23 protein-coding genes are annotated in these 25,538 nt (G+C 71.6%); 14 read left to right on the forward strand and 9 right to left on the reverse strand.

What is annotated here, in order from left to right; genetic code table 11:
- Positions 1 to 67 precede the first annotated feature (67 nt).
- The 9 genes from AB0H84_RS45220 to AB0H84_RS45260 all read left to right on the forward strand — a co-directional run bounded on the left by AB0H84_RS45220 (position 68) and on the right by AB0H84_RS45260 (position 9,845).
- The gene (locus tag AB0H84_RS45220; RefSeq protein WP_357619027.1) at positions 68 to 1,453 is read left to right on the forward strand and encodes a phospholipid carrier-dependent glycosyltransferase; all 1,386 of its coding nucleotides are present in this window, start codon (positions 68 to 70) and stop codon (positions 1,451 to 1,453) included.
- A gap of 115 nt (positions 1,454 to 1,568) precedes the next feature.
- A complete protein-coding gene (locus AB0H84_RS45225) occupies positions 1,569 to 1,709 on the forward strand; it encodes a hypothetical protein (RefSeq protein ID WP_357619030.1) in 141 nt (46 codons plus the stop codon).
- Between the two features lie 142 nt (positions 1,710 to 1,851).
- Entirely contained in the window at positions 1,852 to 2,526 is a 675-nt protein-coding gene (locus AB0H84_RS45230) for a hypothetical protein (RefSeq protein WP_357619033.1), read from the forward strand.
- Positions 2,527 to 2,605: 79 nt separating this feature from the next.
- Complete coding sequence (locus AB0H84_RS45235) at positions 2,606 to 3,982, forward strand: DUF4331 domain-containing protein (RefSeq protein ID WP_357619036.1); 1,377 nt, start codon at positions 2,606 to 2,608, stop codon at positions 3,980 to 3,982.
- A gap of 53 nt (positions 3,983 to 4,035) precedes the next feature.
- Complete coding sequence (locus AB0H84_RS45240) at positions 4,036 to 5,364, forward strand: hypothetical protein (protein WP_357619039.1); 1,329 nt, start codon at positions 4,036 to 4,038, stop codon at positions 5,362 to 5,364.
- Positions 5,361 to 6,713 carry a High-affinity nickel-transporter gene (locus tag AB0H84_RS45245; protein ID WP_357619041.1) on the forward strand — a complete coding sequence of 451 codons (1,353 nt, stop codon included), beginning with the start codon at positions 5,361 to 5,363 and terminating at the stop codon, positions 6,711 to 6,713. The genes AB0H84_RS45240 and AB0H84_RS45245 overlap by 4 nt, the downstream gene beginning before the upstream one ends.
- A 410-nt stretch (positions 6,714 to 7,123) precedes the next feature.
- Positions 7,124 to 8,011: a hypothetical protein gene (locus AB0H84_RS45250; RefSeq protein WP_357619044.1), complete on the forward strand. Its 888-nt coding sequence runs from the start codon at positions 7,124 to 7,126 to the stop codon at positions 8,009 to 8,011.
- Positions 8,012 to 8,033: 22 nt separating this feature from the next.
- Positions 8,034 to 8,942, forward strand: a complete 909-nt coding sequence (locus tag AB0H84_RS45255) for a hypothetical protein (RefSeq protein WP_357619047.1) — start codon at positions 8,034 to 8,036, stop codon at positions 8,940 to 8,942.
- Between the two features lie 21 nt (positions 8,943 to 8,963).
- The gene (locus AB0H84_RS45260) at positions 8,964 to 9,845 is read left to right on the forward strand and encodes a hypothetical protein (protein WP_357619050.1); all 882 of its coding nucleotides are present in this window, start codon (positions 8,964 to 8,966) and stop codon (positions 9,843 to 9,845) included.
- Between the two features lie 2 nt (positions 9,846 to 9,847).
- Here AB0H84_RS45260 and AB0H84_RS45265 read toward each other — a convergent pair whose 3' ends face one another.
- From AB0H84_RS45265 to AB0H84_RS45275, 3 genes are all read right to left on the reverse strand, one after another.
- Entirely contained in the window at positions 9,848 to 12,568 is a 2,721-nt protein-coding gene (locus AB0H84_RS45265; protein WP_357619052.1) for a SpoIIE family protein phosphatase, read from the reverse strand.
- 120 nt (positions 12,569 to 12,688) lie between these two features.
- Positions 12,689 to 13,819 (reverse strand): undecaprenyldiphospho-muramoylpentapeptide beta-N-acetylglucosaminyltransferase, encoded by a 1,131-nt coding sequence (gene murG / locus AB0H84_RS45270; RefSeq protein ID WP_357619055.1) that lies wholly within the window; start codon positions 13,817 to 13,819, stop codon positions 12,689 to 12,691.
- Between the two features lie 4 nt (positions 13,820 to 13,823).
- On the reverse strand, positions 13,824 to 14,810 hold the full coding sequence (locus AB0H84_RS45275) for a formylglycine-generating enzyme family protein (protein ID WP_357619058.1): 987 nt from the start codon (positions 14,808 to 14,810) through the stop codon (positions 13,824 to 13,826).
- A 188-nt stretch (positions 14,811 to 14,998) separates the two neighbouring features.
- Here AB0H84_RS45275 and AB0H84_RS45280 point away from each other — a divergent pair, with 188 nt between their 5' ends.
- Both AB0H84_RS45280 and AB0H84_RS45285 read left to right on the forward strand, forming a co-directional pair.
- On the forward strand, positions 14,999 to 15,961 hold the full coding sequence (locus tag AB0H84_RS45280; RefSeq protein WP_357619061.1) for a Ppx/GppA phosphatase family protein: 963 nt from the start codon (positions 14,999 to 15,001) through the stop codon (positions 15,959 to 15,961).
- 58 nt (positions 15,962 to 16,019) lie between these two features.
- The gene (locus AB0H84_RS45285; RefSeq protein ID WP_357619063.1) at positions 16,020 to 16,376 is read left to right on the forward strand and encodes a hypothetical protein; all 357 of its coding nucleotides are present in this window, start codon (positions 16,020 to 16,022) and stop codon (positions 16,374 to 16,376) included.
- Positions 16,377 to 16,453: 77 nt separating this feature from the next.
- Here the strand turns inward: AB0H84_RS45285 and AB0H84_RS45290 are convergent, their stop codons facing one another.
- Both AB0H84_RS45290 and AB0H84_RS45295 read right to left on the reverse strand, forming a co-directional pair.
- Positions 16,454 to 16,897, reverse strand: coding sequence for an ATP-binding protein (locus AB0H84_RS45290; RefSeq protein ID WP_357619066.1), 444 nt, complete (start codon positions 16,895 to 16,897; stop codon positions 16,454 to 16,456).
- 95 nt (positions 16,898 to 16,992) lie between these two features.
- Entirely contained in the window at positions 16,993 to 17,538 is a 546-nt protein-coding gene (locus tag AB0H84_RS45295; protein ID WP_357619069.1) for a TetR family transcriptional regulator, read from the reverse strand.
- Positions 17,539 to 17,673: 135 nt separating this feature from the next.
- Between AB0H84_RS45295 and AB0H84_RS45300 the strand changes: the two genes are divergently transcribed.
- Together AB0H84_RS45300 and AB0H84_RS45305 are read left to right on the forward strand one after the other, a co-directional pair.
- Positions 17,674 to 19,212, forward strand: coding sequence for an MDR family MFS transporter (locus AB0H84_RS45300; RefSeq protein ID WP_357619188.1), 1,539 nt, complete (start codon positions 17,674 to 17,676; stop codon positions 19,210 to 19,212).
- A gap of 91 nt (positions 19,213 to 19,303) precedes the next feature.
- Positions 19,304 to 20,245 carry a GNAT family N-acetyltransferase gene (locus AB0H84_RS45305; protein WP_357619073.1) on the forward strand — a complete coding sequence of 314 codons (942 nt, stop codon included), beginning with the start codon at positions 19,304 to 19,306 and terminating at the stop codon, positions 20,243 to 20,245.
- Between the two features lie 37 nt (positions 20,246 to 20,282).
- On the opposite strand, the gene AB0H84_RS45310 is transcribed toward AB0H84_RS45305, so the two are convergent.
- Genes AB0H84_RS45310 through AB0H84_RS45325 form a run of 4 tightly spaced genes read right to left on the reverse strand, consistent with a single transcriptional unit; the run spans position 20,283 to position 24,893 of the window.
- A complete protein-coding gene (locus tag AB0H84_RS45310) occupies positions 20,283 to 21,575 on the reverse strand; it encodes an AAA family ATPase (RefSeq protein WP_357619076.1) in 1,293 nt (430 codons plus the stop codon).
- A complete protein-coding gene (locus tag AB0H84_RS45315; protein ID WP_357619079.1) occupies positions 21,572 to 22,999 on the reverse strand; it encodes a hypothetical protein in 1,428 nt (475 codons plus the stop codon). Before AB0H84_RS45315 ends, AB0H84_RS45310 begins: the two co-directional genes overlap by 4 nt.
- Positions 22,996 to 24,126, reverse strand: a complete 1,131-nt coding sequence (locus AB0H84_RS45320; protein ID WP_357619081.1) for a hypothetical protein — start codon at positions 24,124 to 24,126, stop codon at positions 22,996 to 22,998. The genes AB0H84_RS45315 and AB0H84_RS45320 overlap by 4 nt, the downstream gene beginning before the upstream one ends.
- The gene (locus AB0H84_RS45325) at positions 24,123 to 24,893 is read right to left on the reverse strand and encodes a hypothetical protein (protein ID WP_357619084.1); all 771 of its coding nucleotides are present in this window, start codon (positions 24,891 to 24,893) and stop codon (positions 24,123 to 24,125) included. The genes AB0H84_RS45320 and AB0H84_RS45325 overlap by 4 nt, the downstream gene beginning before the upstream one ends.
- A 165-nt stretch (positions 24,894 to 25,058) precedes the next feature.
- Here AB0H84_RS45325 and AB0H84_RS45330 point away from each other — a divergent pair, with 165 nt between their 5' ends.
- Positions 25,059 to 25,496, forward strand: coding sequence for a hypothetical protein (locus tag AB0H84_RS45330; protein ID WP_357619087.1), 438 nt, complete (start codon positions 25,059 to 25,061; stop codon positions 25,494 to 25,496).
- The last annotated feature ends 42 nt before the right edge of the window (positions 25,497 to 25,538 follow it).

Here is a 25,538-nt window from a genome sequence, read left to right on the forward strand (position 1 = left end):
TATAAGTGACGCACTGGACTGGCCGCCCGAAGCCGGGATCCGCCCGGCTCTTTCGGGGGTGAAGGCCATGACGTCCATGCTGGCGCCCACGCCCATGGGGGCACGCCTGGAACGTCCGGACCTCGTGCGCGCTCATGGGCTGTTCGGGTGCGTGCTCGTCCTCGCCGCCGCGCTGCGCGTGCTGGTCATGCTGGGGTACGACACGGCGCGGCTCTACTGGTACGACTCCTTCACGTACCTGGACACGGCCGTGCACATGCGGCCGCAGGGCGCGTTCCACCCGGCGGGCTATTCGTGGTTCCTGTGGGCGCTACGGCCCTTCCACAGCGTGGAGCTGGTCGTGGGCGTGCAGCACGCGATGGGGCTGGCCACCGGGGCGATGATCTACCTGCTGCTGCGCCGGCGGTCGCTGCCGGGCTGGGCCGCGGCGCTGGCGGCGGTGCCGGTGCTGTTCGACCCGGCGTTCGTCCGTCTGGAGCACGCCGTGCTGTCGGACTCGCAGGTCATCTTCCTCGTCGTGGCCGCGCTGCTCGTGCTGCTGCGGCAGCCCGAGGCGTCCACGCGGGCCGCCACCTGGACAGGCGCGGCAGCGGGGGTGCTCCTCGCGCTCGCCGGACTGACGCGTACCGCGACCGTGCCGCTGATCGGCCTGGCCGCCCTCTACCTGCTGGCGCGGCGCACGTCGTGGCGGCAGGCCCTCGCCCTGGCGGTGGCCGGCACGCTGCCGCTGCTCGCCTACGCCGGCTGGTACGCCCAGCACCACGGCAGGTTCGCGCTCAGCGGCTCGGACGGCGTCGCCCTGTGGGCGCGTACCATGACCTTCGCCGACTGCTCGATCATCAAGCCGCCACCGGAGCAGGCGGTGCTCTGCCCGAACGGCACCGTCCTGGACGCCGCCTCCGAGTACGTCTGGGACCCCCGGGCCTCGCTCAACCGCCTGCCCGGCGACCGGTTCGTCCATAACGACCTGGCCAGGTCGTTCGCGCTCAGGGCCATCGCCGCGCAGCCCCTCGACTACCTGCGCGAGGTCGCCCGCGACACCTCGCTCGCCTTCACCTGGAAGCCCGTCGCCCACCCGCAGCGGATGACCCCGTCCACGGCCTTCCCGCGCGGCGCGTGGCCGCTCCCCTCGGGGTACGCCCTCATCGACCAGGTGCGGAACGACTACGGCCCGGACATCCGGGGCATGCGCTCCGTCGAGCCCTTCGCCTCGGTCCTGGCCGCCTACCCGTACCCGTGGTTCCTGCACGGCACGCTCTTCGGCGTCCTGCTGCTGGCGGGCGGGGTGGGTGCGGTGGCGCGCCGGTGTCCGGTCGTGCTGCCGTGGTCGTTCGCGATGTTCCTGCTCGTCGCGCCGGTGGCCGCCCTCGACTTCGACCACCGGTACGTCCTGCCCGCCATCCCGGTCGCCTGCGTGGCCGCGGCGCTGACGGTGCAGGGGGCTCGTCGCTGACGATCCGGCTGGCATTACCCGGTGGCTACGATCATGCTGCGTGCCGGAGAGCATCGATGAGCGCGCCTCGCGCGTCCAAAGGGGCGGGGGCGGCCGCTGCGGTGCTGGTGGAGCCATGGCGATACTCGCCGTCACCTGGGAGCCCGTCGCCCACCCGAAGCAGACGACGCCGTTCACGGCCTTCTCGCGCGGCGCGTGGCCGCTCCCCTCGGGATACGCCCTCATCGACCAGGTACGGAACGCCTCTGGACCTTGAAAAAAGCGAAGATCGACAGCCGAATATTTCGACAAGAGTCCTTGCGGCTCTTTACAGTGTGTGTTTGCCTAACTACGGTGAGTGAGTAAATGCAGGTCAAAGAGCTCCTGCGACTTCCTCTCCGACGAAAGGTCGAAGCGGTATGCGTGTGTTCGCCCGGATCGCTCAACTCCTCGCCGTCGTCGCCGCCTTCCTGGTAATGCCGACCCTCTCCGCCGCCGCCGGCCCATTCTCCCCGCTACCAAGCGCGCCCATTCCCGGAAACTCCCCCTCCATCGACCCGCCCAGCGCCGGATGCTTCAAGTTCCCCTACTTCGGCCCCAAGGGTCACGCGAACTTCGACTTCGGCAACAAGATCGTCAGCCTGCTCACCGAGCGCGGCGTCCGGGTGGAGGGCGTCGACCCCATCCAGGCCAAACCCGGCAACGCCGGTGTCTACATGCCCATCGGCTGGCAGCAGGACCACATCGACCCGTGCAAGGGCGTGTACTACCCCGGCGGCTTCACGCTGAACGATGTCCGGAGCGGGCACAAGGCCACCGTCCACGACATCTACCTGCGCCCTGACGGTGCCCACGCCCAGGTCACGCTCGACGGTCAGGAGCAGGGCGAGCAGCTGGTGGCGACGTACAAGCTGGAAGAGTTCGCTTGGAACGTTCCGACACCGCGTCCGCTCGAAGGCGGCATCGGGCCGAAGCACTGGCCCTTCTACGTCAGCGCATACCTCAGCCAGAAGGTCAGGGACCTCACCGGCATCCAGGTGGCCGAGGGCGACTATCTCGCAAACCTCGACGCGGTCGTCCAGTACGTGCCGTGACGCTCGTCCTCACTTGAGATCCACCGCCCGCGCCCGCGGTGAGACCCGCGGGCCGGGCGCTCCGCGAAACGAGGGACAGATGCACCACACCGGCAGCCAGAGCAGGCGAGCCTGGCTCCTCATCGCGGCCGCCTCCACGGCCGTGCTGACGACCACCGCGCTACTCGGCCCCGCAATGCGGGCGGGCGAGGCGACCAGTCACTGGGACGCCCCGGCCACCTTCGCCGACAAACAGATCGACGCCAGCGACCTGTACGCCTTCACCAGCCCGGAGAACCCGGACACGGTGACGATCATCGCCGACTACATCCCCTTCCAGATCCCGCATAAGCCGTACGACTTCGACACCAACACCCGCTACGAGGTGCACATCGACAACACGGGCACGGGTAAGCCCGCGATCACCTACCGGTGGACGTTCCAGAAGAACAGCCCGCTGCCCGGCGTGCCCTCCTTCATCCGCAAGCGCACCCACCAGGCGGGCCCGGTCGACTCCCTGGTCGAGCAGAGCTACACGCTCACCAAGCTGCAGGAGGGCAAGCCCGCGCAGACGCTGGTCACCAACGGGTACGTGGCGCCCACCGACATGGGCCCCCTGATCACGCCCGGCTACTCGCGGCTTCGCCAGAAGGCCGTACGCGACCTGCCCGGCGGCGGGAAGGTTTTCACCGGCACGGCCGCGGACCCGTTCTACTCCGACAACGACGCCGTGAACACGCTCAGGTTCGGCCTGCGGTTCTTCCCGATCAAGTCCGGCGTGCCGATGAACGTCAGCTCGCTGGCCCTCCAGCTGCCCAAGTCGGAGCTGGCGCTCGGCGGCGACGCCTCGGCCAACCCCGTCGTCGGCATATGGACCACGGCCTCGCGCAAGTCGCTCGGCTCCGACCACCGGCAGGTGTCGCGGCTCGGCAACCCGAACTACAACGAGGTCATCATTCCGCTCGTCGAGCGCGACCGCTTCAACACCCTGCGACCGGAGAACGATGAGAGCGGCGGGCTCGTCGGCCCGTCCACCCTGGACCCGCACCAGGCCAAGGTCGTCGCCGACCGGGTGAATGCCAAGGCACCGCCCGCGCCGCGCAAGGACCTGGAGGAGATCTACCTCACCGGGCTCACCACCCAGCGTGACGGCCCGATCAAGGAGGACCTCAACTCCCACCTGCTCAACCGCGATGTCTCCGACATCTCGCGGGTGGAGGAGCTGCGGCTCAACATGAGCACCCCACTGGCCGCCAACCCCGACAAGTGGGGCATCCTCAAGGGCGACAAGCAGGGCTACCCCAACGGCCGCCGCCTCATCGACGACGTGGTCACCATCAACCTGCGCATGCTCCTGGGCGAGCCCGCAGGCAACGGCAAACCCGACGTGGTCAACGAGAACAGCCCTGCCTTCCTGTGGAAGCCGATCTCCGACAGCTTCCCCTACCTCGCGCTGCCCGTCACCGCCGCCCCCTAGATCCCGCCGGTAGACCCAGCCACTGAGCAGACCCACTGAGGACATCCGATCAGATGACACACGTACGACGACTCCTGCCCCTGCTCAGCTGCCTGCTACTGGGGTGCACCCTGCTGACCTTGTTCGCCCCCGGCGGGGTGTTGCGCCGGGACGACGGGCCGCCCCCACGCGTTGAGGGGCGGCCTAAGGGGTGGTCGCCGTACGAGCTGAGCGAGTACATCGAGGACGCCCAGGAACACCTGCGCCATCACCCGGATGACGCGGCGACCTGGGCGAGCCTCGGCGGCGTCTACCTGGAGCAGGCGCGCCGCAGCGCCGACGTCACCTACTACGGCAAGGCGCAGGGCGCCTTCGAGCGTTCCCTGCGCCTGCCCGCGGACGATGGCGGGCCGAACATCGACGCCGTGATCGGGATGGGCGCTCTGGCCAACGCCAAGCACGACTTCACCGGCGGGCTGCGCTGGGCCGAGCAGGCCCGCAATGCGGCGCCATACCGGTGGGCACTATACGGCGTGCTCACCGACGCCTACCTGGAGCTCGGTGACTACGAACGGGCCCAGAGCGCACTGCGCCGCATGCTCCAGGGGCGGCCCGACCTCGCCTCCTTCACCAGAGCCGCCCGCATGGAACACCTGCACGGGCGCACCGGCCCCGCCCGTACAGCGCTGGAACGGGCACGCGAGATCGCGGGAGATCCCGCAGAGTACGCGTTCGTGCTGTGGCAACTCGGCGAGCTGGCCTGGAGCGGCGGCGACCCACGGGCCGCACTCGGCTTCTACGAGCAGGCGCTGGCCGCTGACCGCACGCACGCGCCCTCGCTGGCCGGCCGGGCCCGCGCCGAGGCCGCGCTTGGCCGCACCGGACAGGCGTTGCGCGGTTACGCCGCCGCGGTCGCCCGCTCACCCTCATTCGTCGTCGAGTACGGCGAACTGCTCGAACACCTCGGCGACCGGGCCGGGGCCAGACGGCAGTACACCGTGTTCAGCGGGCAGCTCAAGCTGTTGGCCGCCAACGGGATCAACGACGACCTCGCATACGGCCGGTTCGAAGCGGACCACGGCGACCCGGACACGGCCGTGCGGCACCTGCGGGCGGAATGGGCGCGGCGGCAGAGCGTGGAGGTGGCCGACGCGCTTGCCTGGGCCCTGCACCGGGCCGGCCATGATACCGAGGCCGCTGGGTACGCCGCCCGCGCCGCCCGGCTCGGCGGCCGGGACGCGTTGTTCGCCTATCACCGCGGTGAGATCGAGCGGGCGCTGGGGCACACCGGGGCTGCGCGGGCCCAGCTGACCCTAGCGTTGTCCATCAACCCGCATTTCTCACCGGACGGCGCGGCCAGGGCACGGGCTGCGCTGGCCCGCTTGGAGAGTGACGCAACGTGATCGCGGCCGCCGCTCTGGCTGGCGTGGTGCTGGCCGCCCATCCGCTGGGCAACTTCAGCGTCAACCACTACGACGGGCTGACGGTGCGCCACGACAGGATCGAGGACGTCGCGATCGTCGACAGCGCCGAGATCCCGACGCTTCAGGACCCGCCGACCGGCCCGGCAGAGCTTCACGCGCGGCGGGCCTGCGAGGAGCTGCGCGGCGACGTGGCCGGGCAGGCCGAGGGCCGGGCACTGGCGTGGCGGGTCGAGGAGGCGTCCTTCGCGTACCGGCCGGGCGCGGCGGGACTGCGTACCAGCAGGCTCACCTGCCGCCTGAGCGCCCCGATCCGCGTGGACCGGCCGCTCACCCTCACCTTCGCCAACGCGCACCGGGCCGACGCAGTGGGCTGGCGGGAGATCACCGCGATCGGCTCAGGCGTGCGGCTGCGCGACTCCAGCGTGCCCTCGCGCAGCATGTCGGATGAGCTGCGCGACTACCCGTCCGATCTGCTCAGCTCGCCGCCCGACGTCCGGCAGGCGCGGCTCACGGCGGAGCCGGGCAGCGGGGAGCGCGGGACGGCGGCGGGCGTTCCCGGCGTAGACGTGATCACCCGCTACACGGGGACGCTGGCCGACCGCCTCAACGCGGTGATCGGCGCGGAGCGGCTGACCATACCGCTCGGACTGCTGGCCCTCCTGCTCTCACTGGTCCTCGGCGCCGTGCACGCCGCCATGCCCGGCCACGGCAAGACAGTCATGGCGGCCTACCTCGCTGGACGCGACGGCCGGCTGCGGGACGCGTGCACGGTCGCGGCCACTGTGACGCTGACGCACACGGCGGGCGTGCTGGTCCTGGGCTTGCTCGTCACGATCACCGCGTCGGTGGCCGGGGAAGTGGTGCTTGGCTGGCTCGGGGTGGTCAGCGGCCTGCTCATCGCCTTGATCGGCACCGCGCTCCTCTGCTCCGCGCTGCGCTCCAGGAAGCCCGGGCATGGGCACGGGCACAGCCATGGCCACGGGCATGGCCACGGGCATGGCCACGGGCATGGCCACGGGCATGGGCATCGCGGAGTGGTGGCGCTAGGGGTCGCGGGCGGGCTGGTGCCCAGTCCGTCGGCGCTGGTGGTGCTGCTCGGCGCGATGGCGCTGGGGCGTACGGCGTTCGGGGTCATGACCGTTGTGTGCTACGGCCTGGGCATGGCGGCGACGCTGCTGGCCGCGGCGCTCGTGCTGCGCCGCTTTCGCGATCTCGCCCTCGCGGGGCGTCTGCGACGGCTGCGGCCGTACACGGCGACGATGACCGCCGCGCTCGTCCTCCTGGTCGGCACAGGCATCACCGTACGGGCGATGGCCACGCTCATCTGAACGACGGCGCTGCGATCGGGGCAGCGTGTCTACTCCCGCCCGTGCCCGTGATTCCTGCACGGCACGCTCTTCGGCGTCCTGCCCGCCATCCCGGTCGCCTGCGTGGCCGCGGCGCTGACCGTGCACCGGGCCCGTCGCTGACGACCCGGCCCGCTTACCCCGGTGGCTACGATCATGTTGCGTGCCGGAGAGCATCGGTGAGCGCGTCTCGCGCGTCCAAAGGGGCGGGGGCGGCCGCTGCGGTGCTGGTGGAGGCCGTGGCGATGCCTGTCCGCCGCCCTGGAAGCGCCTCCCGAGCGGGCTCCGTGGTTCCCCCGTCTGTCCTTTCCGAGGGCTGACACTTCGGTGGAATGTTACGTAATATCACGAACATCACGAGCGTTGGGGGCGCCAGGGTGCCAGGACAGAACGTGGGTGTGGTCGTCGATCCCGGAGTACCTCCGGAAGCTGCCGGACTGCTGCGTGCCAACGCCCCGCTGCTGTCCAGGATCAGGGCCGGATGGGTGCCGCCCGCCGAGGTGCGCCCGCCGCGGCACAAGAGCCCCGCAGGCGCGGCGCTCCTGGCCGCCACCCCCGTCATGATCGCCCTCATGGCCGTCCTGCTGGCCTCGCCGATCAGGGCGGCCGGATTCGTGCTGCTCGGCACGTACGTCTTCATCGTCCTCGTCAGGATCGCCACCATGAACGAGGTGACGGAGGATCGCCGGCCGTACGATCGCGGCGTGTACGAGCAGGCCCGCTGCTACGACGGCCGCTACCTGCTCCCCGAGGACTTCGACCCGGAGGCCCGGGCCGTTCTGCTCAGGGCCCAGCGCGCGATCGGGTCGGTGCTGCGCTCCCACGTCAACGCCGAAGGGCTGCTCGACGACGCCCGCAACGCCGTGATGCTGCCCGCCCAGGAGTGGGAGATCGCCCGCCTGCTGGCCAAGCTCTCGGCGCTGCGCCAGGAGCACAGGGAACTGCTGGCCAGGGGCATCGCGCCCGAGGTCGCCGCGGTGATCGAGCCGCTCGAGCGCGCGCTGGTCAACAGCGAGGCCGCCGTGGTCGCCCGCGTGGAGGCGCTGGAACGCTACGCCGCCCACGTCGCCGACGCCGAGCGCGCCTACCACGCCCGCAGCCAGATCGAGGAGCTGCGCGCCCGGCTGCCGCGCTATGAGGAGCTGCTGGCCGAGTCGGGCGCCGACTCGCTCGCCGTGCCCGAGATCGAGCGGCTGACCGACGACGCCGACGTGCTCGAACGCACCTTACGACGCAGCGTCCAGTCCGCCCACGAGGCCTTTCGCTATCTCGAAGGCTGATTAATCCGCATAGGATCAAAACGTGCCCGGACGTCATGCGAAGGTGATAGTCGATCCGGCGGTGCCCGACGACGTCGCGGCCCTCTTACGTGACAACCGCAAGCTCCTCTTACGCATCCACGCCGGCTGGGTGCCCGCGCACAAGCGCCACCGCCCTCTCGCCGGCCTCCTCGCCCGGCTCGCGGCGACGGTGACCGCCGTGGTGGCGGCCGTCTACGGACTGGCCCTCTTCGTCGCCGAACGCTACACCCCCTTCGTCGTGATCATGACGTGCGCGGCCCTGCTGATCGTCGGCGTCCTGCTCAGGCCCAGGCCCGACGCCGAGGTGGAGCGCGCGCACGCCCTGGAGCGCGAGGTCTACGACGGCGCGCGCAGGCACGAGGGCCACTATGTGCTCCGCGAGCAGCTCGACGAGCCCGCCAGGGCACTGCTGATCCGCGCCCAGGCGGCCATCGACCAGGTCATGGACTCCAGCGTCAACACGGAGGGCCTGCTCGACGGCGTGCGCAACGCCGTGATGCTGCCCGCCCAGGAGTGGGAGATCGCCCGGCTGCTGACCAAGCTGTCGGAGCTGCGGGCCGAGCACCAGGAGGTCGTCTCGGAGGGCCTCACCCCCGAGGTCGCCGCCGTCGCCGAACCCCTCGCCCAGGCGCTCGACAGCAGCCAGCAGGCGGTGCTCGCCCGCGTCGAGGCGCTGGAACGTTACGCGGGCCACGTCGCCGACGCCGAGCGCGCCTACCGCGCCCGCCACCAGATCGAGCGCCTCAGCGCCAAGCTGCCCCGCTACGAGGAACTCCTCGCCGAGTCGGGCGCCGACGGGTCGTCCGTGCCCGAGCTGAGCCGATTGTCCGACGACGCCGACCGCCTGGAGCAGGCACTACGCGACAGCGTCAGCTCCGCACATGAAGCTTTTCGACACCTTAGGGGGTGAATTCCCTTAAAATCCGGATTCGTGGCGGAAGTGGTGGTTGACCCAGAGATGCCGCCGGATGACGCGCAGCTGCTCAGGGAGAGCAGCCGGGTGCTGATCAAGATGCGCCAGGGCTGGGCCCCCGAGCCGAAGCGGGCCATGTCGGGCACGCACTACCGCATGATGGCGGTGTTCGGGACGGTGATGTTCTTCGGGGTGCTGGCCGGCATCGGATTGGTGGGCCGGGGCCTCGGACTGATGCTCGTGCTCCTCGGCATCCCCTTGATGATCGCGCTGTTCGTCCGCACCGACTGGCCGGAGGACGAGGAGGTGGAGCACGAGCGCGAGGTCTACGAGCAGCTGCGCTCGTACGAGGGGCGCTACGTGCTCGTGGAGGACCTCGACGAGTCCTCCGCCCGCCTCCTCGCCCGCGCCCAGCGCGCCATCGCCACCGTCACCGACTCCCGGGTCAACGCCGAGGGCCTGCTCGACGACGTGCGCAACGCCGTGATGCTGCCGGCCCAGGAGTGGGAGATCGCCCGGCTGCTGGCCAAGCTCTCCGCGCTGCGCGCCAAGCACAGGGAGACCGTGTCGAAGGGGGTCACACCCGAGGTCGAGGCCGTGGCCGCGCCCTTGGCGCGAGCGCTCGACAGCAGCGAGGAGGCCGTGCTGGCCCGCGTGGAGGCGCTGGAACGTTACGCGTCCAACGTGGCCGACGCCGAGCGGGCGTACCTGGCCCAGCACCAGATCGAGGAGCTGCGGGGACGGGTGCACCAGTACGAGGAGCTGGTGGCCGAGACCGGGGCCGACGGGTTCGCCGTGCCGGAGCTGGAGCGCCTGGCGCAGGACGCGGACCGGCTCGAACAGGCGCTCCGGCGCAGCGTCCACTCCGCCCACGAGGCCTTCCGCTCCCTCGAGCCTTAGCCTCACTCCTCGCCCAGCAGGTCGTACAGGTCCAGGCCGGCCTGCTCGGGGAGCAGGATGGGCGATTCGGATTTCAAGGGCTGTTCGGTCCAGATGCACTTGCCGGTGGTGGTGTAGCGGGTGCCCCAGCGATGGGCGAGCGCGGCGACCAGCTGGAGCCCGCGCCCTCCCTCGTCGGTGTCGGCGGCCCGGCGGATGCGCGGGGTGGTGAGGCTGCCGTCGGAGACCTCGCAGGTGAGCACGTCGGTACGCAGGAGGCGCAGGTGGATGGGGCCCTTGGCGTGCCGGACGACGTTGCCGACCAGCTCGCTGACCAGCAGCTCGGTGGTCATCGACAGGTCGTCCAGGTCCCAGGCGCGCAGCTGGGCGCGGACGTGTTCGCGGGCCTCGCCCGCGGCCTTGGGGTGCTCGGGCAGCGGCCAGCAGGCCATGTCCTCGCTGGCCAGCGCGTGCGTGCGGATGACCAGCAGCGCGGCGTCGTCGGTCGTCCGCTTCCTGCCGGGCAGCAGGGTGGCGGTGAGGGTGTCGCACAGGGATTCGAGGCATTCGGCGCAGTCCAGCCCCGCCGCGTCCGGCGCCGCGGCGTGATCCCGGTGTCCGGCCGGAGCCCCGGAGACCGTGCCGCGCAGCGCCTTGGCGAGCCGGGTCATGCCCTGGTCGATGTCCATGGTGGGGGATTCGACCAGGCCGTCGGTGTACAGCACCAGCAGGCTGCCTTCGGGCAGGTCCAGCTCGACGGTGTCGAAGGGCGGGGTGGCGGCGCCGAGGGGTGAGTTCGGGTCGGCGTCGGGGAAGCGGACGGTGCCGTCGGGGTGGACGACGGCGGGCGGGGGATGGCCGGCGCGGGACATGACGCAGGAGCGGGTGGTGGCGTCGTAGACCAGGTACAGGCAGGTGGCGTAGAAGTCGTCGCCGAGGTCGCTGACCAGGTCGTTGAGGTGGGAGAGCAGCTCGTCCGGGAACAGCTCCAGGTCGGCCAGGGTGCGGACGGCGGTGCGCAGGCGGGCCATGGTGACCGCCTCGGCGACGCCGTGTCCCATGACGTCGCCGATGACGATGGCGACCCGGTCCGCCGAGAGCGGGATGACGTCGTACCAGTCGCCGCCGACCTCCATGTCCGTGCTCGCGGGGAGGTAGCGGGCGGCGGGCGTGACTGCGGGCAGACTGGGGAGCTCGCGCGGGAGCAGCCCGCGCTGCAGCTCCCGGGCCCGCGTGTGCTCCCTGTCGTACAGGCGGGCCCGCTCCATGGCCTGGGCGATCAGCCCGCTGAGCGTGGTGAGGAGGTTGCGCTCCACGCCGGTGAAGCGGCGCGGATCGGTGAAGGAGACGACGCAGCTGCCCACCGGGCGCCCCGAGGCGATGAGCGGCAGGAAGGCGAATGATTGCTTGCCCGCCACCGCCGGGATGTCGGCCGTCGCGGGGTAGCGCTCGATGTACTCCTCGGAGGAGCTGATGAAGATGGGGGTGCGCTCCCGCAGGACCCCCATGATCGGCAGGCTCCAGGAGGTCGGCCTCCGGGCTATCCGGTCGACGAACTCGTTGGGGTATCCGGTGAACCCGACCGGCCGCAGGCGGTCGCCCTCCAGGAAGGCGAGCATCAGCCCGGAGGCGCCGAACGAGGGCAGGATGTGATCGGCGGAGGCGTCCACCACGTCCCGCACGGTGACCGCCTCGGCCAGCGCGCCGGCCAGCCGCCTGATATGGGAGGCCCGCTCCGCGGAAACGCTCTCGGAGCTCTGCGCCTGCGGGTCGGTGACCATCTCCAGGACGTCATGGGCCCCGGAGACGTCCCACAGCGTGCCGGCCATGCGTGCCGCCTCGCCGCTGTCGTCGAGCACCGCCCGGCCGCGCACCCGCACCCAGCCGATCGTCCCGTCCTGGCGGCACACCCGGTACTCGGTGCTGTGCATCCTCCCCGTGTAGATCGCCTCGTCCATGTCGGACAGCACCCACGGCAGATCCTCGGGGTGGATGGCGCCCATCCAGGTGTCGATCCGGCCGTCGAAGGTGGCCGGATCGAGGCCGAGCACCCTGGGCATGGCGTCGTTCCAGAGGATGTCACCGGTGCGGATGTCCCAGTCCCACGTGCCGACCGCCTGCGGGTCCTGCGGCAGAGGCGGCTCCTGCCGGCCCATGAGGCCCGGATCGGGCGGCGGCGCCGCGTGCCTGCCCAGACGCTCGCCGGCCCACCGGCCCAGCAGGTCGAGGAAGGCCCGTCGCCCGGCCGACGGCTTGCACGAGGAGGCCGTCACGACCGACAGCGTGCCGATGGGCCCGCCGGGGCCGAGCAGCGGGACCGCCGCCATCGCGGTGCCGACCGGCCGGGATCCGCGTCCGGCCCCGTCCGGCTCCCCGTTCCCGGTCGCGCCCTGGTCGGGCAGCCCGCCGTAGAGGTGCACCAGAGAAGCATGTACGAACGCGCCGTCCCGGAAAGCGCGCGCCGGGGGGAGCGGGCCGTTCCCGTCGACGCGCTCCCACTCCTGGGTGAAAGCGCGGGGGAGTCCGCTGGTCACCGCAAGGCGCAGCCCTCCGCCGAAGCCGGGGCTGCCGAGGTGCACCATGCCGCCCAGGCCGGCCAGCTCGGCAACCGCCTGCTGGATCGCGAACCGCAGGAGCTCGAGCCCCCACAGCTCGTCGCCGGCCAGCGCCAGGAGCCGTTTGCGCTCCTCGGCAACCTGGTCCGCCCTCCTGATCCGCAGACCAGGCGCACGCCGTTCGCCCATCCCCATCCCCTGCCCTTCACCGCGTCACCGGGGTCTCCTTCAGGGCGAGGAGCAATCCGCATATCCAGGGTATTACCAGGCCGGTAGCAGCGGCGAACACGCTCTCGGGAGGCGGGGGGCTCAGACGGGGCGGGCGGTCTCCAGAAGGAGGTCGCACAGCGCGTCGGCCGCGTCCACGCGGCCGAGCTTGGCCGCCGCCTGCCCCATCGCCTGGCGCAGCTCGGGGTCGGCCAGCAGCGGCATCAGCTCGGAGAGCAGCTGCTCGGCTGACGGGTTCGGCTCCAGCAGGGCCCGCGCCGCCCCGGCCGAGGCCAGGTACGCGGCGTTCTTGCGCTGCTCGTCACCGCCCGCCGGGATCAACGGGATCAGCACGGAGGGCCTGCCGATGGCCGTCAGCTCCGACACCGTCCCGGCCCCGCTGCGGGAGATCACCACGTCGGCCGCGGCGAACAGGTCGGCCAGCTCCCCGCCCACATAGGGCACCGGATGGTAGCGATCGGCCAGGTCGGAGGGGAGCTGCACGGCCCGCATCTGGTCGATCCACGCCGGTCCGCACTGGTGCACGATCTGCGCGTGCGGCAGCAGCCGCGGCAGGATCTCCGCGATCAAGGTGTTGATCTGCTTGCTGCCCTGCGCGCCGCCCGTCACGTAGATCAGCGGCACCTCGAACGTCAGCCCGAACAGGTCGTACGCCGCCGCCCGGTTGCCCTGCAGCAGCTCCGGCCTGATCGGATTGCCCGTCACCACGGCCTTCGACCGCGCGGAGGCCGGCAGGTACTCCAGCGACGACTCGTGCGACAGCGCGATCCTGGTCGCCAGCCTGGCCAGGATCCGGTTGGCCAGCCCGATCACGGTCGTCTGCTCGTGCATCACCAGAGGCCGGCGGATCAGCTTGGCCGCCACCCCGATGGGCACCGCCACGTACCCCCCGGTCGAGAGCACCACGTCGGGCAGGTAGCGGGCCGCGTGCCCCACCGCCTGCAGCACCCCGATCGGGATGCGGAACACGTCGGCGATGTTGGTGCCCAGCTCTTTGAGGTTCGGGCGGCGCCGCAGCTTTCCCGTCGTGATCGCCTTGAAGGGGATGCCGTGCTCGGCCGTGATCCGCGCCTCCAGGCCGTTGGCCGTGCCCACCCAGAGCACGTCGTGCGGCACCTGACGTCGCTGAACGGCCGCCAGAGTGGTCAGAGCCGGATAGGTGTGACCACCGGTGCCGCCGCCGGTGATCAACAGTCGCAGGGTTCGTGACATGCGATCAGACTAGGGCCGCACAGCGGAAACCCGTGTGCCCGGTCGAGGAGTCAGGCGTGTTGGAGGTGCGGGCCGCCACCCGGTAGCGGTTGCAGTAGGAATCGTGACACATGTACGAGCCGCCGCGGATCACCTTCGCCGTGCCCTCGGCCGGACCTGCCGGGTTGTCGGCGGACGGCTCCCACTCCGTGCCCCACCAGTCGGCCGTCCACTCCCACACGTTGCCCGAGACGTTGTAGAGGCCGTACCCGTTGGGCTGGAACGACTTCACCGGCATCGTCCCCTTGCTCGGCGCGGCCGGGAAGGGGCCCTGCCAGATGTTGCAGCGCTGCCGCCCTTTGGGCGCCAGCTCGTCGCCCCACGGGTAGCGCTTGCGCTCCAGGCCGCCGCGGGCGGCCATCTCCCACTCGGCCTCCGTGGGCAGCCGCTTGCCCGCCCACGCGGCGTACGCGGTGGCGTCGTTCCACGACACGTGCACGACGGGATGGTTCTGCCGGTCGCCCACCGACGACCCGGGGCCTTCCGGCGAGCGCCACGTGGCGCCCTCAACCCCCGCCCACCAGGGTGCGCCCGGCACCGTGGCGTCCATCACCCCGCGCGCGGCGAACTGAGCGAACACGAACGACCAGCCGATCCGCTCCGCCTCGGTGACGTACCCGGTCTCCTTGACGAACGTGGCGAACTGGGCGTTCGTCACGCACGCCGGGTCGATCATGAACGGCTCCAGCCGTACCTCCCGAACCGGCCCCTCGCCGTCCTCGGGCCGCCCGTCCGGGTCGTCCCCGCCCATGAGGAACGTTCCTCCCGGTATGCGCACCATCCCGCGCGCCGCCGCCGGCCGCGCGGCGATCCCGGCGCGCTGCCGGTACGGCTCCGCGACGGCCTCGGCCGCCCCTGCGGCCCCGGCTCCGGCGGCCCCAGCCCCGGCTCCGGCCGCTCCGGCTCCGGCCCCGGGGGCTCCGCCTCTGGTCGGGCCACAGCAAGCGCTCAAAGATCCCCCCAACGTGTCACACCACCAAGGAAGGGTAGTGCCTCGGGCCTGCCCACGATCACGACGGGGCAGAAGCCTGCCCGAGCGCCCGGCCGGACCGCCCGGGAGGCAGGCGGACCTGCCGCGACACGCTCGGTCACGCAGGACTCCGCTTCGCTGTCGGAGCAGCGGACCGGTAGCGTTTTCCCATGCGACTCGGCGTGCTGGACATCGGTTCGAACACCGTCCATTTACTGGTCGTCGACGCCCACAGGGGCGCCCGGCCCATTCCCGCCTACTCCCACAAGGAGGGGCTGCGCCTCACGGAATACCTGGGCGAGGAGAACCGGCTGGCCGACGAGGGCATCGAGCGGCTCGCCGCGTTCGTCGAGGAGGCCGTGGCCCTGGCGGAGGACAAGGGGGTGGAGGACCTGCTGGCCTTCGCCACCTCCGCCGTGCGCGAGGCGGCCAACGGCGAGGAGGTGCTCGCGCAGGTCGAGGCGCGCAGCGGCGTGCACATCGAGGTGCTGTCCGGGCGCGACGAGGCCAGGCTGACGTTCCTGGCCGTGCGGCGGTGGTTCGGGTGGTCGTCGGGGCGGCTGCTGGCCTTCGACATAGGGGGCGGCTCGCTGGAGATCGCCGCGGGGGTGGACGAGGAGCCCGACGTGGCGGTCTCGCTGCCGCTGGGCGCCGGGCGGCTGACGCGCGACTGGTTCACCGGCGATCCGCCGTCGCCGGAGGAGGTCCGCGCGCTGCGCAGGCACGTACGCACCGAGATCGCCCGCACGGTCGGCGGCGTCGTCAGATACGGCGAGGCCGACCGCGCGGTGGCCACGTCCAAGACGTTCAAGCAGCTCGCCAGGATCGCCGGCGCCGCGCCCTCCAGCGAGGGCCCGTACGTCTCGCGCTCGCTGTCCCGGGCGGACATGGCCGAATGGGTGATCAAGCTCACCACCATGGGCGCCGCCGAGCGGGCCCAGCTGTCCGGCGTGTCCGAGGGCCGGGCGGCGCAGCTCGCCGCCGGGGCGCTGGTCGCCGACGCGACCATGGACCTGTTCGAGGTGGACCGGCTCGAGGTGTGCCCGTGGGCGCTGCGGGAGGGAGTGATACTGCGCCGGCTCGACCTCCTGCCCGGGCGACTCGACCAACTCAACGGTGGTACGCCAGAGTAAGGCCGATATACCCAGAGAAGTTGGCATAAAGGGGTGGTGGGCGGGCACTTTCCGCCAAATGTTGGAAGTGATCGGCACGATCGGCTCCCTGTTGGCCGCGCTCCTGCTCATCGTCCTGGCCGTGCTCGGCATCTCGGTGCTCGCCCTCGTCGGCTTCGCGGTGCTGGCCGGCTCGATGGCGGACTGGCGCGCGCTGCGGCGGCGGCTGGGCCACCGCAGGCCGAAGCTGACGCTGAAGCTCAGCGGGAGCGCGATTCCCGACCGGCTGCGGGCGGAGCTGAGCGGGGCCGTGCCCCGGATGCGCCGTCGGCTCCCGCTCGGCGGCGTCCAGCTCAGGGCGTACCGGCGCGGCGGGGAGGCGCACCGTTCGAGGATCCACGCGCACCGCCCGGCGGAGCGGCACACGCAGCTCTGACCGGGCGGCGCGTTCAACGATCTTAAGGCGGCCATCTCGGATGGCCGCCTTAAGATCGTCGCTTGCAGGTGGGGGTCTCAGGTGGCCATGAGGGACGGTCCAGCCGCTCCGGGGGCGTACCGCAGGCGTTTCTCCAGGCAGACCACTGCCCCGTTCTCGCGCCTGTTGGTGAAGCGGATGTCATCGGCGAGCGCATGCATGATCTGCATCCCCCGTCCGTGCTCGGCGCCGGGCTCGGGATCCACCATCTTGTTCGGGTCCTTCTCAGGGTCGAACCCGTTCCCGGTGTCGATGACCTTGATGATGCACAGATGATCGTGCACGGTCGCGCTGACCGTGTAGTCGTCGCTCGGCTCCGCGTGCCTGATCACATTGGAACAGGCCTCGGTGAGCATGAGCTCGATGTCATCGCGTACTTGTGGTTCGACGCCTAGTGATCGCAGCGTGCCGTCCAACATCTGCCTGGTCAGTGGGACGCTCGCCGCATCCCTGGGCAGCCGGAGCGCTATCGTGGCCTCCACCGCCTACTCCTCCTCCCAATCGGATGCGTGCATGGACCCCTCTGCCCTCCATCCGATGAGTCAATCGTCTCTTTGGACGTGGGAAGCCCCAGGAGTCAGACCTCCAGCAGGCGCCTGGCCACCTCCAGGGCGGCCTTGTGCACCTCGTCCTCGGAGAGCTCGCCCTCCTTCACCAGCCACTTGCCCGCGTGCACGGCGAACATCGCCAGCGAGCGGCTGATGCGCTCGACGGGCGTGGCGTCGGGCCCGCTCATCTCGGCCGCGAGATCCATCATCCGGTCGCGGATCTTGATGAGCGTGGGGTGGTCCCGCATCGCGGTCTGGTTGCGCTCCAGGAACCTGGCCACCTCGATGTGCCGGGTCCCGCTCAGCAGTTCGGCGTAGCGCTCGACCAGCTCGCGCCGTGTTTCCGTGGTCTTCGGCTGGCCCTTGAACCATTCGAGCAACTCGTCGAGCTGCGCCAGCCGGCCGTCGACGAGGCTCGCCACGATGTCGTCCTTCGTCTTGAAGTGGTAGTACAGGGCGGCCTTCGTCACCCCGAGCTCCTCGGCGATCTCCCGCAGCGAGGTCGCCTCGTAACCCTGCTCGGTGAACAGCCTGAGCGCGACCTCCTGAATCCGGCTTCGCGTATCTTCCCGCACTTCACACCTTTTCGACTTGACGGCCGGCAAGTAAGTATCTACCTTATTCTATGCTTGCCGGGCGGCAAGTAAGCAAGTCTGCAACTCACTGGGGGGTATGTGGTGGCGGAGACAGCCGGACGGCGTCGCGAGGTCATGGTCGTTCTGCCGGGGCTGATGTTAGCGATGGTCCTGGCGATGCTCGACAACATGATCGTCGGCACTGCCATGCCGCGCATCGTCGGAGAGCTCGGCGGTCTGACTCACCTGTCCTGGGTCGTCACGGCGTACGTGCTGGGCACCACCGTCTCGACGCCGATCTGGGGCAAGATCGGCGACCTGTACGGGCGCAAGAACATCTTCATCATCTCGATCGTCATCTTCTTGATCGGCTCCGCGCTCTGCGGCATGGCGGGCTCCTCGATGCTCGGCGGCCCGGACGGCGGCATGGGTGAGCTGATCGCCTTCCGCGCGATCCAGGGGCTCGGCGCGGGCGGCCTGATGGTCAACGTCATGGCGATCATCGGCGACCTGGTGCCGCCCCGCGAGCGCGGCCAGTACCAGGGCATCATGGCCGGTGTCATGTCGCTCGCGATGATCGCGGGCCCGCTGGTCGGCGGCTTCATCACCGACCACCTCGACTGGCGCTGGGCCTTCTACGTGAACCTGCCGATCGGCGCGCTCGCGCTGGCCGTCATCATGGTCCGGCTGCATCTGCCCAAGCTGCACAGCAAGGTGCGCATCGACTGGGCGGGCGCGATCCTGCTGTCGATCAGCATCACCGCGATGGTGCTCATCACGACCTGGGGCGGCAACGAGTACGCGTGGGGCTCCTGGCAGATCCTCGGCCTGATCGCGGTCGCCGTGGTCACCCTGGTCGCCTTCATCGCGGTCGAGCGCAGGGCCGTCGAGCCGATCATGCCGCTGCAGCTCTTCGGCAACCGCAACTTCACCCTCATCTCGGCCATCGGCTTCCTGCTGGGCTTCGCGATGTTCGGCGCGATCAACTTCCTGCCGCTGTTCCAGCAGATGGTGCAGGGCTCCACGGCCACCAACTCCGGCCTGCTCATGCTGCCGATGATGGCGGCCGCGATGGTCGTGTCGCTGTTCGTCGGCAAGGCCATCACCGCGACGGGCAAGTACAAGATCTACCCGGTGCTCGGCGGCATCGGCATGACCGTGGGCATGTGGCTGCTGTCCACGATGGACGTCACCACGTCCGCCTGGCAGACCGGCGTCTACATCGCCGTGCTCGGCCTCGGCATGGGCTTCCTGATGCAGACCACGATGCTCATCGCGCAGAACAGCGTCGAGCAGAAGGACCTGGGCGTCTCCAGCAGCGCGACCACGTTCTTCCGGTCGATCGGCGGCTCGTTCGGCGTCTCGCTGTTCGGGGCGATCTTCAACAACCACTTCCTGTCCGAGCTGACCGACAGGTTCGGCGCGCAGGCGGCCGAGCGGATGGCCAAGAGCGGCGGCCGGATGGACCCCGGGGCGGTCGCGCACATGCCTGCCCAGATGCGCACCGGGCTGCTGGAGTCGCTGGCGACCTCCATCTCCGGCGTCTTCTGGTGGGCCATCGCGTTCGCGGTCGTCGTGCCGCTGCTGGCGGCGTTCGTCAAGGAGATCCCGCTGCGCGGCGGCGCTCCCGCGGCGGCCGCGGACGAGCAGGCCGTCACCTCAGCGGCCGGCTGATTCTCCTGAGTGGGGCGCCGGCGCTGTGGTGGCGCCGGCGCCCGCGGAAAACAGGAGGCGAGCGGCGGGCGTTTTGTGGACAATCGCCGCTATGCATCACACCCTCGGCCGCCCGCGCGTGGAGGACGCGGCGGCCATCCACGAGCTCATCGCCGCCTACGACACCTCGGTGATCGGCGCCCCCGACGCCACGCTTGACGACGTCGCCGACGAACTCGCCGAGCCCGGCTTCGACCTCGGCAAGGACGCCTGGCTGGCCCGCGACGCCGGCGGCCGCCTCACCGCCTGGGCGTGGGCGCACCGCGTCGGCGACGGCGACCTGGTGCACGTCCAGGTGATCGTGCGTCCCGGGGCCGAGGAGGCGGACGAGCTGGCCGCCGAGCTGTGGCGGCTGGTGCTCGACCGGGCCCGCGAACTGGGCGCCGAACGCGGCCACGACCACGTCACCGTGGACCTCGACGTCTACCGCTCCGACGAGGCCATGCAGACCCTGGCCAAGGAGCTCGGCTTCGAGCCCGGCACCAGCTTCCACCGCATGCGCATCGACCACTCCGGCCCCGTGGACCCGCCTGTCCCGCCTGACGGGGTGACGCTGCACACGGGGGAGAGCGAGCAGGTGCGGCGCGAGGCGCACGCCGTGCAGCAGGCCGGCTTCGCCGAGCACTTCGGGTTCGTGCCGGTCGACTACGACTCCTGGTACGCGCGCCGGCAGGCGCAGTCGGTCAACGACTGGTCCCAGCTCACGCTCGCCCGCGTCGGCGGCCGCCCCGCCGGGGTGGTGATCGGCAACAACCAGTTCCTCCCCGACGAGGACTGCGGCTACGTGGCCATCCTGGCGGTCCTGCCGGAGTTCCGGGGGAGGGGCCTCGGCCGGTTCCTCCTGCGCCACGCCTTCGCCGCCGACTCCGCCCGGGGCCGCAAGGGCACGATCCTGCACGTGGACTCCAACAACACGACGCCCGCGCTGGGGCTGTACGAGTCGGCGGGCATGCACCCGGTCCTCGTCATCGACGTCTGGCGCCGCCGCCTGTAACGCCCGGACGGCCCCCATCCGGCTCGCGCCGCGGTTGTCAGACGCGGTGGCGGGACAGGTGGTCCAGGACCGACTGGTTGGCCTCCCACCCGTCCGGGAACTTGACCGGCACCCCCAGCTGCACCGGCTCCGCCGACGGATGGGCGTCCAGGAGTTCGGCGATCCCCGCCCGGGCCACCACCACGCAGGCGTGCCGGTGCCGGGAGGCCAGCACGCACAGCCGCCCCGACTCCAGGTGGAAGGCCGTGGCGTCCCGGCGACCCGAGAGCGGGTGGAGGACGATGGTGACGTCGTACTCGCGCCCCTGCAGGCGGTTGGCCGTGTCCACGGTGATCTCCGCGGGCACCCCGGCGGCCCGGATCGCGGCGACCTGGTCGCGGTGGGCGGCCCCGACGGCGATGCGGTCCGCCGTCACCGGGCGCTCGCCCTGCTCGGAGGAGGCCACGGCGCCCCGCTGCAGCAGCCGGGCCGCCAGCTGGGCTACCGCCTGCACGGCCTCCCCGTCCGTACGGACCGTGTGCCGGTTGGGCAGCTCCAGCAGCGCCCAGCCCGACCGGGCCGCCTCCTCCAGGGCCCGGTCGTGCACCGTCCCCATGCCGCCGGTCATCAGCTCCAGCCGCCGATCCTCGAAACCGGTCCCCGACCGGAACCCGGTGAACGGGTAGAACGCCTGCGACACCACCGGCGCCGCCGAGGCGGGCAGCCGCCACGAGACCGGCAGCCGGTGCACCGGCAGGTCGGGGTTGTGCCGCAGCAGGACCGAGACCGCGCTCTGCAGCGGATCCCACGACAGCCCCGACCACCGGTCCCCGTCCACGATCGAGAACGGGTCGAGCTGCCCCGGATCGCCCACGAACAGCGCCCGCTCGAACAGCCCCGCAATCCGCAGCAGCTTGTCCGAGCGCATCTGGTACGCCTCGTCCACGATCGCCCACGGCCACACCCGGTCGCCGATCCAGGCCCACTTGTCGGCGGTGGCGATGACGATGTCCGGATCGCCCAGGTCCTGGATCCGGGTGCCGACCCGTACGCCGGGCACCTCCAGCAGCCGCAGCGGCGGCACGTACCCGCCGGCCGACAGCCGCCCCACGGTCAGGTGGGGGTGCTTCTCGGAGATGCGGGTCACCAGGTCGTCGACCTGCTCGTTCGTCTGGGCGACGATCATCAGCGGCTCGCCGGTCGCCGCGATGTGCGCCGCCGCCCGTACCACCAGCGTGGACTTGCCCGCCCCGGGCGGCGAGTCGACCACCACGCCGCGGTGCCGGGGCAGGTCGGCGAGGACGTTCCTGATGACCTGCTCCGGGCTGCCGGGCTCTGGGCTGCCGGTCACGACCACTCCTCCTGGGCGTCCTCGTCGTCGGGTACGTACTCCTGCGGCGGCCCGCCGTGCGTCCACGGCGTCGCCTCGGTGTCGGGGAGGTTGGGGGAGCCCTGGAAGTCGTCCGTCAGCGAGGTGTAGCAGACGCGCTCCCCGACCTCCGGCACGGCTCCGGGCGCCGCCGTCTTGCCCCGGCCCATACCTTTGGTGATCTTGAGGGTGACCAGGCCCTGGTCGGCCGAGACCAGCTCGGCGCCCTGGCCGCGGCGTTGCGGGGTGCCCAGGGAGGTGCCGGGCGCGAGGCGTACCGGATCGTCGGTTTTGATCACCACCAGCGGGCGGAGCTTGCGGGAGCGGGCCTCGCCCTCGGTGTTGTCGGGGACGGTCTCGACGACCTCGCCCGCGAACGCCTCCCCGGTGAGCCGGTACTCGGCCATGACCAGGGGGTCGTCGTACGCCCGCTGCACGTCGTAGGCGGCCTGGGCGCGTTCCATGCGGGCCAGCTTGGCCGCGGCGGCGACCGCGCCGTCACGCCTGGGCTGCGGCGGCGCGCCCTCGGCGATGTGCGCCGCCATGCCGCTGAACGAGCCGCGGTCCTGCTCCCACCGCTGGGCCACGCCGGCCCCCTCGGGAAGTCCGGCGAGCAGGTCGATGGCCTGCCACATGAGCCGCCACGTGGGCTCCAGCTGCGTACGCAGCGCCTCGGTGATCCGCTCGGCCGCCCCGCTCTCGATGGCCGGCGCCAGCACCTCCGCGTCGAACCCCGGATCGGTCGCGGGCCCGGCGGGCGGCCAGATCAACGGGTCCTCGGCCTCGTCGCTCGGCCCCGTGGTGATCCAGGCGAGCAGCGCGGCCAGATTGGCGTCCTCCAGGGAGCTCTGCCCGCTCGCCCAGTGCCGCCCCAGCTCCTCGGTCGCCGCCGCCATCAGCGACGAGCCCGGGTACGCCGCCCGCTCCCCGAAATAGGTCAGCCACCGCCCCAGCAGCGGCACCCCCTCGGGCACCGGATAGGGCCCGTCGGTGCGGCGGAACCGCGTCGAGCGGCCGAGCAGCCTGACGAAGGCGACGCCGCCCGGGTTGGGGACGATGATCTGCGGCGCGTCCAGCACCCGCTCGTAGGGGTCGGCGTTCTTGCGCTCCACCGTCTCGGTGTCGGCGATGAAGCTCTCGATGTACGGCAGCAGCACCCCGGCCAGGTCGGCGGCCCAGGCGAAGCGCAGGTCGCGGTTGCGCGGCTGGGTCACCACGAGCAGGTGCGGCCGCTCCCTGTCGGTGCCGAGCATGGCGGCCAGGGGAGCGGCGGCCTCGCCGGACAGCTTGAGCGGGATGAACACCATCGGCCGGTCCGACAGATGGCAGTGCCTGACGGTCGCGACGGGCTGCGCGATGCCCTCGTCCAGGGCCCGCAGCCGCGCGAGCGAGGTCAGCAGGCTCACGTGAGGCACTCCCTGCGGAGGCGTTCGGCGTTGCGGAGCAGCCGGGCGATCTCCTCCTGCCCCGCCGCGGGGTCGCGGGCGCCGTCGGCCAGCCCGAGCGCCTCCGCCACCGAGGCCACCCCGCCCAGCTCGTCGCGCACCTGCCGGCCGAGCAGGTCGGAGGCCCCCTCCTGGCGGGCCTCGTCCCGGCAGAAGAAGCACATGTCGCACGTGGACAGGCAGTCGGGCGCGTAGCGGGCGGTCGTCCTGCGCAGCGCGTCGGCCAGCTCGGCCACGGGCCGGGTTGGCCGGCCGTCCTCGCCGGGCCGCAGGTCGAACGTGAGGTCGTCGGGCAGCCCTTCGAGCAGCCGGTCGAGCGTCGTCATCCGGGTGAGCTGGCGGCGCAGCACGGCCAGCTGCTTGCGCACGTCGACCAGGGTCGCGACGGGCCGGTTGGCGAAGTTCTCGGGGCAGACCAGCACCACGTCGTGCGAGACCTTCAGCGGGTCGTGGCCGAGCTCCTCCAGGAGCGTGCGCAGCGCCAGCACGTACACCGCCGCCTGCCGCGCCGCCGCCGCCACCGCCGACGGGTCGGCCTGCCCGTCGATCACCGAGAACGACTTGATCTCCACGATGTGGAAGCGGCCGCCGAGCTGGAAGGCCACCACGTCGGGCTCCAGGTAGGCGGTGTGGCCGGCGATCTCCAGGCTGAGCAGCGGATGGTCGTACAGCGTGCCCGCGTCCTGGCCCTCGCGCGCCGCCCGGTCGATCAGCGTGCGGGTGTGGGCGTGGCGCAGGTGGGCGCCGACGTTCTCGACGTCGTGGTAGGCGACCTCGGCGATCGGCAGGTCCAGCAGCTCGCGCAGCATGCGCAGCAGCTCCGCGCACCCGTCGGCCTTGACCAGCCCCTCGAACACGTTGCCGCGCGTGATCGCGAACGGGGACTGCCCGAACGGCGCGGGGAAGCCCAGATGCCGGGCCGCGGCGTCCTTGTCGATGCCGGCGCCGTCGAGCAGGGCCCGGCGGGTGCAGCCGGGGTTGGCGGCCAGGGCCGCGATGGCGCGGGCGTCGTGCGGGCGCGGCGGCGTCGTGCCGCGCAACGCGTCGAGTCGCTGAACGTGATCCCCTGCGCGCTTCAAGCCGCTCACTCCGCCTTCTCCTTCTTGATCGTGCTCAGCGTAGCGGCGCCGAACAGCCGAGCCACGTCACCGAGCTGCGCCACGGCGCGTTGGGCCAGCTCGGCGCGGTCCCGCGTGTCGCGTTCGCCGTGCACGCGCAGCTCGGCGCGGGCCGCCTCGATGACCCGCTCGGGGTCGGGCGGGCCCAGCGTGCCGTCGGTGGCGCCGGGGATGTTCCTGGCCATCCGGACGAGTAACCGGTCGGCCCGCCCGTCGATCGACTCGTGCGAGGCCACCGCGATGGCGCAGGTCAGGAAGTCGACGCGGGGGCTGAGCGGGCCGACCACGCGCCGCTCCAGCGGCCAGGTGCTGAGCGTGAGCAGCCCGCGGGCGGGGGAGAGGCGGTCGGTGAGCGCGGCGCACAGATAGTACGGGCGCCCGTGCGGCGCGGACCTGAACGAGCGCTCCTCGTCCCTGCGCAGGCTGGTGAGCTGGGCGCTGCGGATCGTGCCGCCGAAGAACGCGTCGCTGACGGCCACGACGAGCCGCGGCTGGGCGGCCGCCCCGAGCAACCGCAGCCCCTGGTGCACCTGCTCGCGGACGGTGACCAGGCGGGGCGGCTCGGGCTTGGCCTGGGACTGCTCGCCGCTCACGAGGGCGTCCCATTCCCGCTCCGCGGTACGGAGCTCGGCGCGCAGCGCGCGGGCGGTGCCGCCGTCCCTGACCCGCATCGCCTTGCGCACCCCCGCTCGCAGCTCGTCGATCCGCCGTTCGAGATCGTCCAGCCGGTCACTCATGGTGGGGAGCGTATCAACAGTCCCAGTATTTTCCAGTAATTTCGCGATATAGCGGCCAATATGTGATCTACAGCGTAAAGGCGGCTGTCGAGGAGTCGCGGCCACGGTGCGTAACCAAGGCGTCAGACGGGGACGAAAGGCGATGTGACTCGTGAGACTCGTCATATGGTGGGAGGCGTCGCGGGCGTGATCGCCCTCGTGCCCGTTTACTACCTGACCGAGGCGGCCGCCCGGGCGCTGCGGACAGGCAACGCCACGTTCGGCCCCGCCCCGGCGGCGCTGGCCTACCTGGCGGCGGTGGCCGTCATCGTCACCCTCCTGAGCGCCTGGCCCGCGGCCGCACTCGGGTGCGGCATCCCGCTGGTCGCCGCGGGCGCCGTGTTCGCGCTCGACCTCCCCGCCGCGCTCGGGGTGGTGGGGAGCCTGCCGTGGGCACGGGCGGGCGGGCTGCCGTGGTCGCCACCGGACGCCCCGCCCTGGGCCGAGCTGGCCGAGCCGCCCGGCACCATGGCGGGCATGACCGGCCTGTACACGCTCATCGGCGCGCTACTGGTGCTCTCGGCCCTGCTCCCCGGCCGGCTCCGCTCCCTCCTGGGCAGGTGACCGCCTCAGCCGTGCGCGCCGGGCGGGTGTGCTCCGGGCGGG

This window comes from Nonomuraea sp. NPDC050786, from assembly GCF_040654115.1.
GTDB lineage: Bacteria > Actinomycetota > Actinomycetes > Streptosporangiales > Streptosporangiaceae > Nonomuraea.

What these genes read in the sequence shown, in the direction of transcription:
- AB0H84_RS45265 (WP_357619052.1), bottom strand. Translation starts at nt 12,568, where the DNA reads ATGGGCGAACGGCGTGCGCCTGGTCTGCGGATCAGGAGGGCGGACCAG.
- AB0H84_RS45330 (WP_357619087.1), top strand. Translation starts at nt 25,059, where the DNA reads ATGGTGGGAGGCGTCGCGGGCGTGATCGCCCTCGTGCCCGTTTACTAC.
- AB0H84_RS45230 (WP_357619033.1), top strand. Translation starts at nt 1,852, where the DNA reads ATGCGTGTGTTCGCCCGGATCGCTCAACTCCTCGCCGTCGTCGCCGCC.
- AB0H84_RS45285 (WP_357619063.1), top strand. Translation starts at nt 16,020, where the DNA reads ATGTTGGAAGTGATCGGCACGATCGGCTCCCTGTTGGCCGCGCTCCTG.
- AB0H84_RS45235 (WP_357619036.1), top strand. Translation starts at nt 2,606, where the DNA reads ATGCACCACACCGGCAGCCAGAGCAGGCGAGCCTGGCTCCTCATCGCG.
- AB0H84_RS45225 (WP_357619030.1), top strand. Translation starts at nt 1,569, where the DNA reads ATGGCGATACTCGCCGTCACCTGGGAGCCCGTCGCCCACCCGAAGCAG.
- AB0H84_RS45220 (WP_357619027.1), top strand. Translation starts at nt 68, where the DNA reads ATGACGTCCATGCTGGCGCCCACGCCCATGGGGGCACGCCTGGAACGT.
- AB0H84_RS45300 (WP_357619188.1), top strand. Translation starts at nt 17,674, where the DNA reads ATGGTCGTTCTGCCGGGGCTGATGTTAGCGATGGTCCTGGCGATGCTC.
- AB0H84_RS45305 (WP_357619073.1), top strand. Translation starts at nt 19,304, where the DNA reads ATGCATCACACCCTCGGCCGCCCGCGCGTGGAGGACGCGGCGGCCATC.
- AB0H84_RS45240 (WP_357619039.1), top strand. Translation starts at nt 4,036, where the DNA reads ATGACACACGTACGACGACTCCTGCCCCTGCTCAGCTGCCTGCTACTG.
- AB0H84_RS45280 (WP_357619061.1), top strand. Translation starts at nt 14,999, where the DNA reads ATGCGACTCGGCGTGCTGGACATCGGTTCGAACACCGTCCATTTACTG.
- murG (WP_357619055.1), bottom strand. Translation starts at nt 13,819, where the DNA reads ATGTCACGAACCCTGCGACTGTTGATCACCGGCGGCGGCACCGGTGGT.
- AB0H84_RS45325 (WP_357619084.1), bottom strand. Translation starts at nt 24,893, where the DNA reads ATGAGTGACCGGCTGGACGATCTCGAACGGCGGATCGACGAGCTGCGA.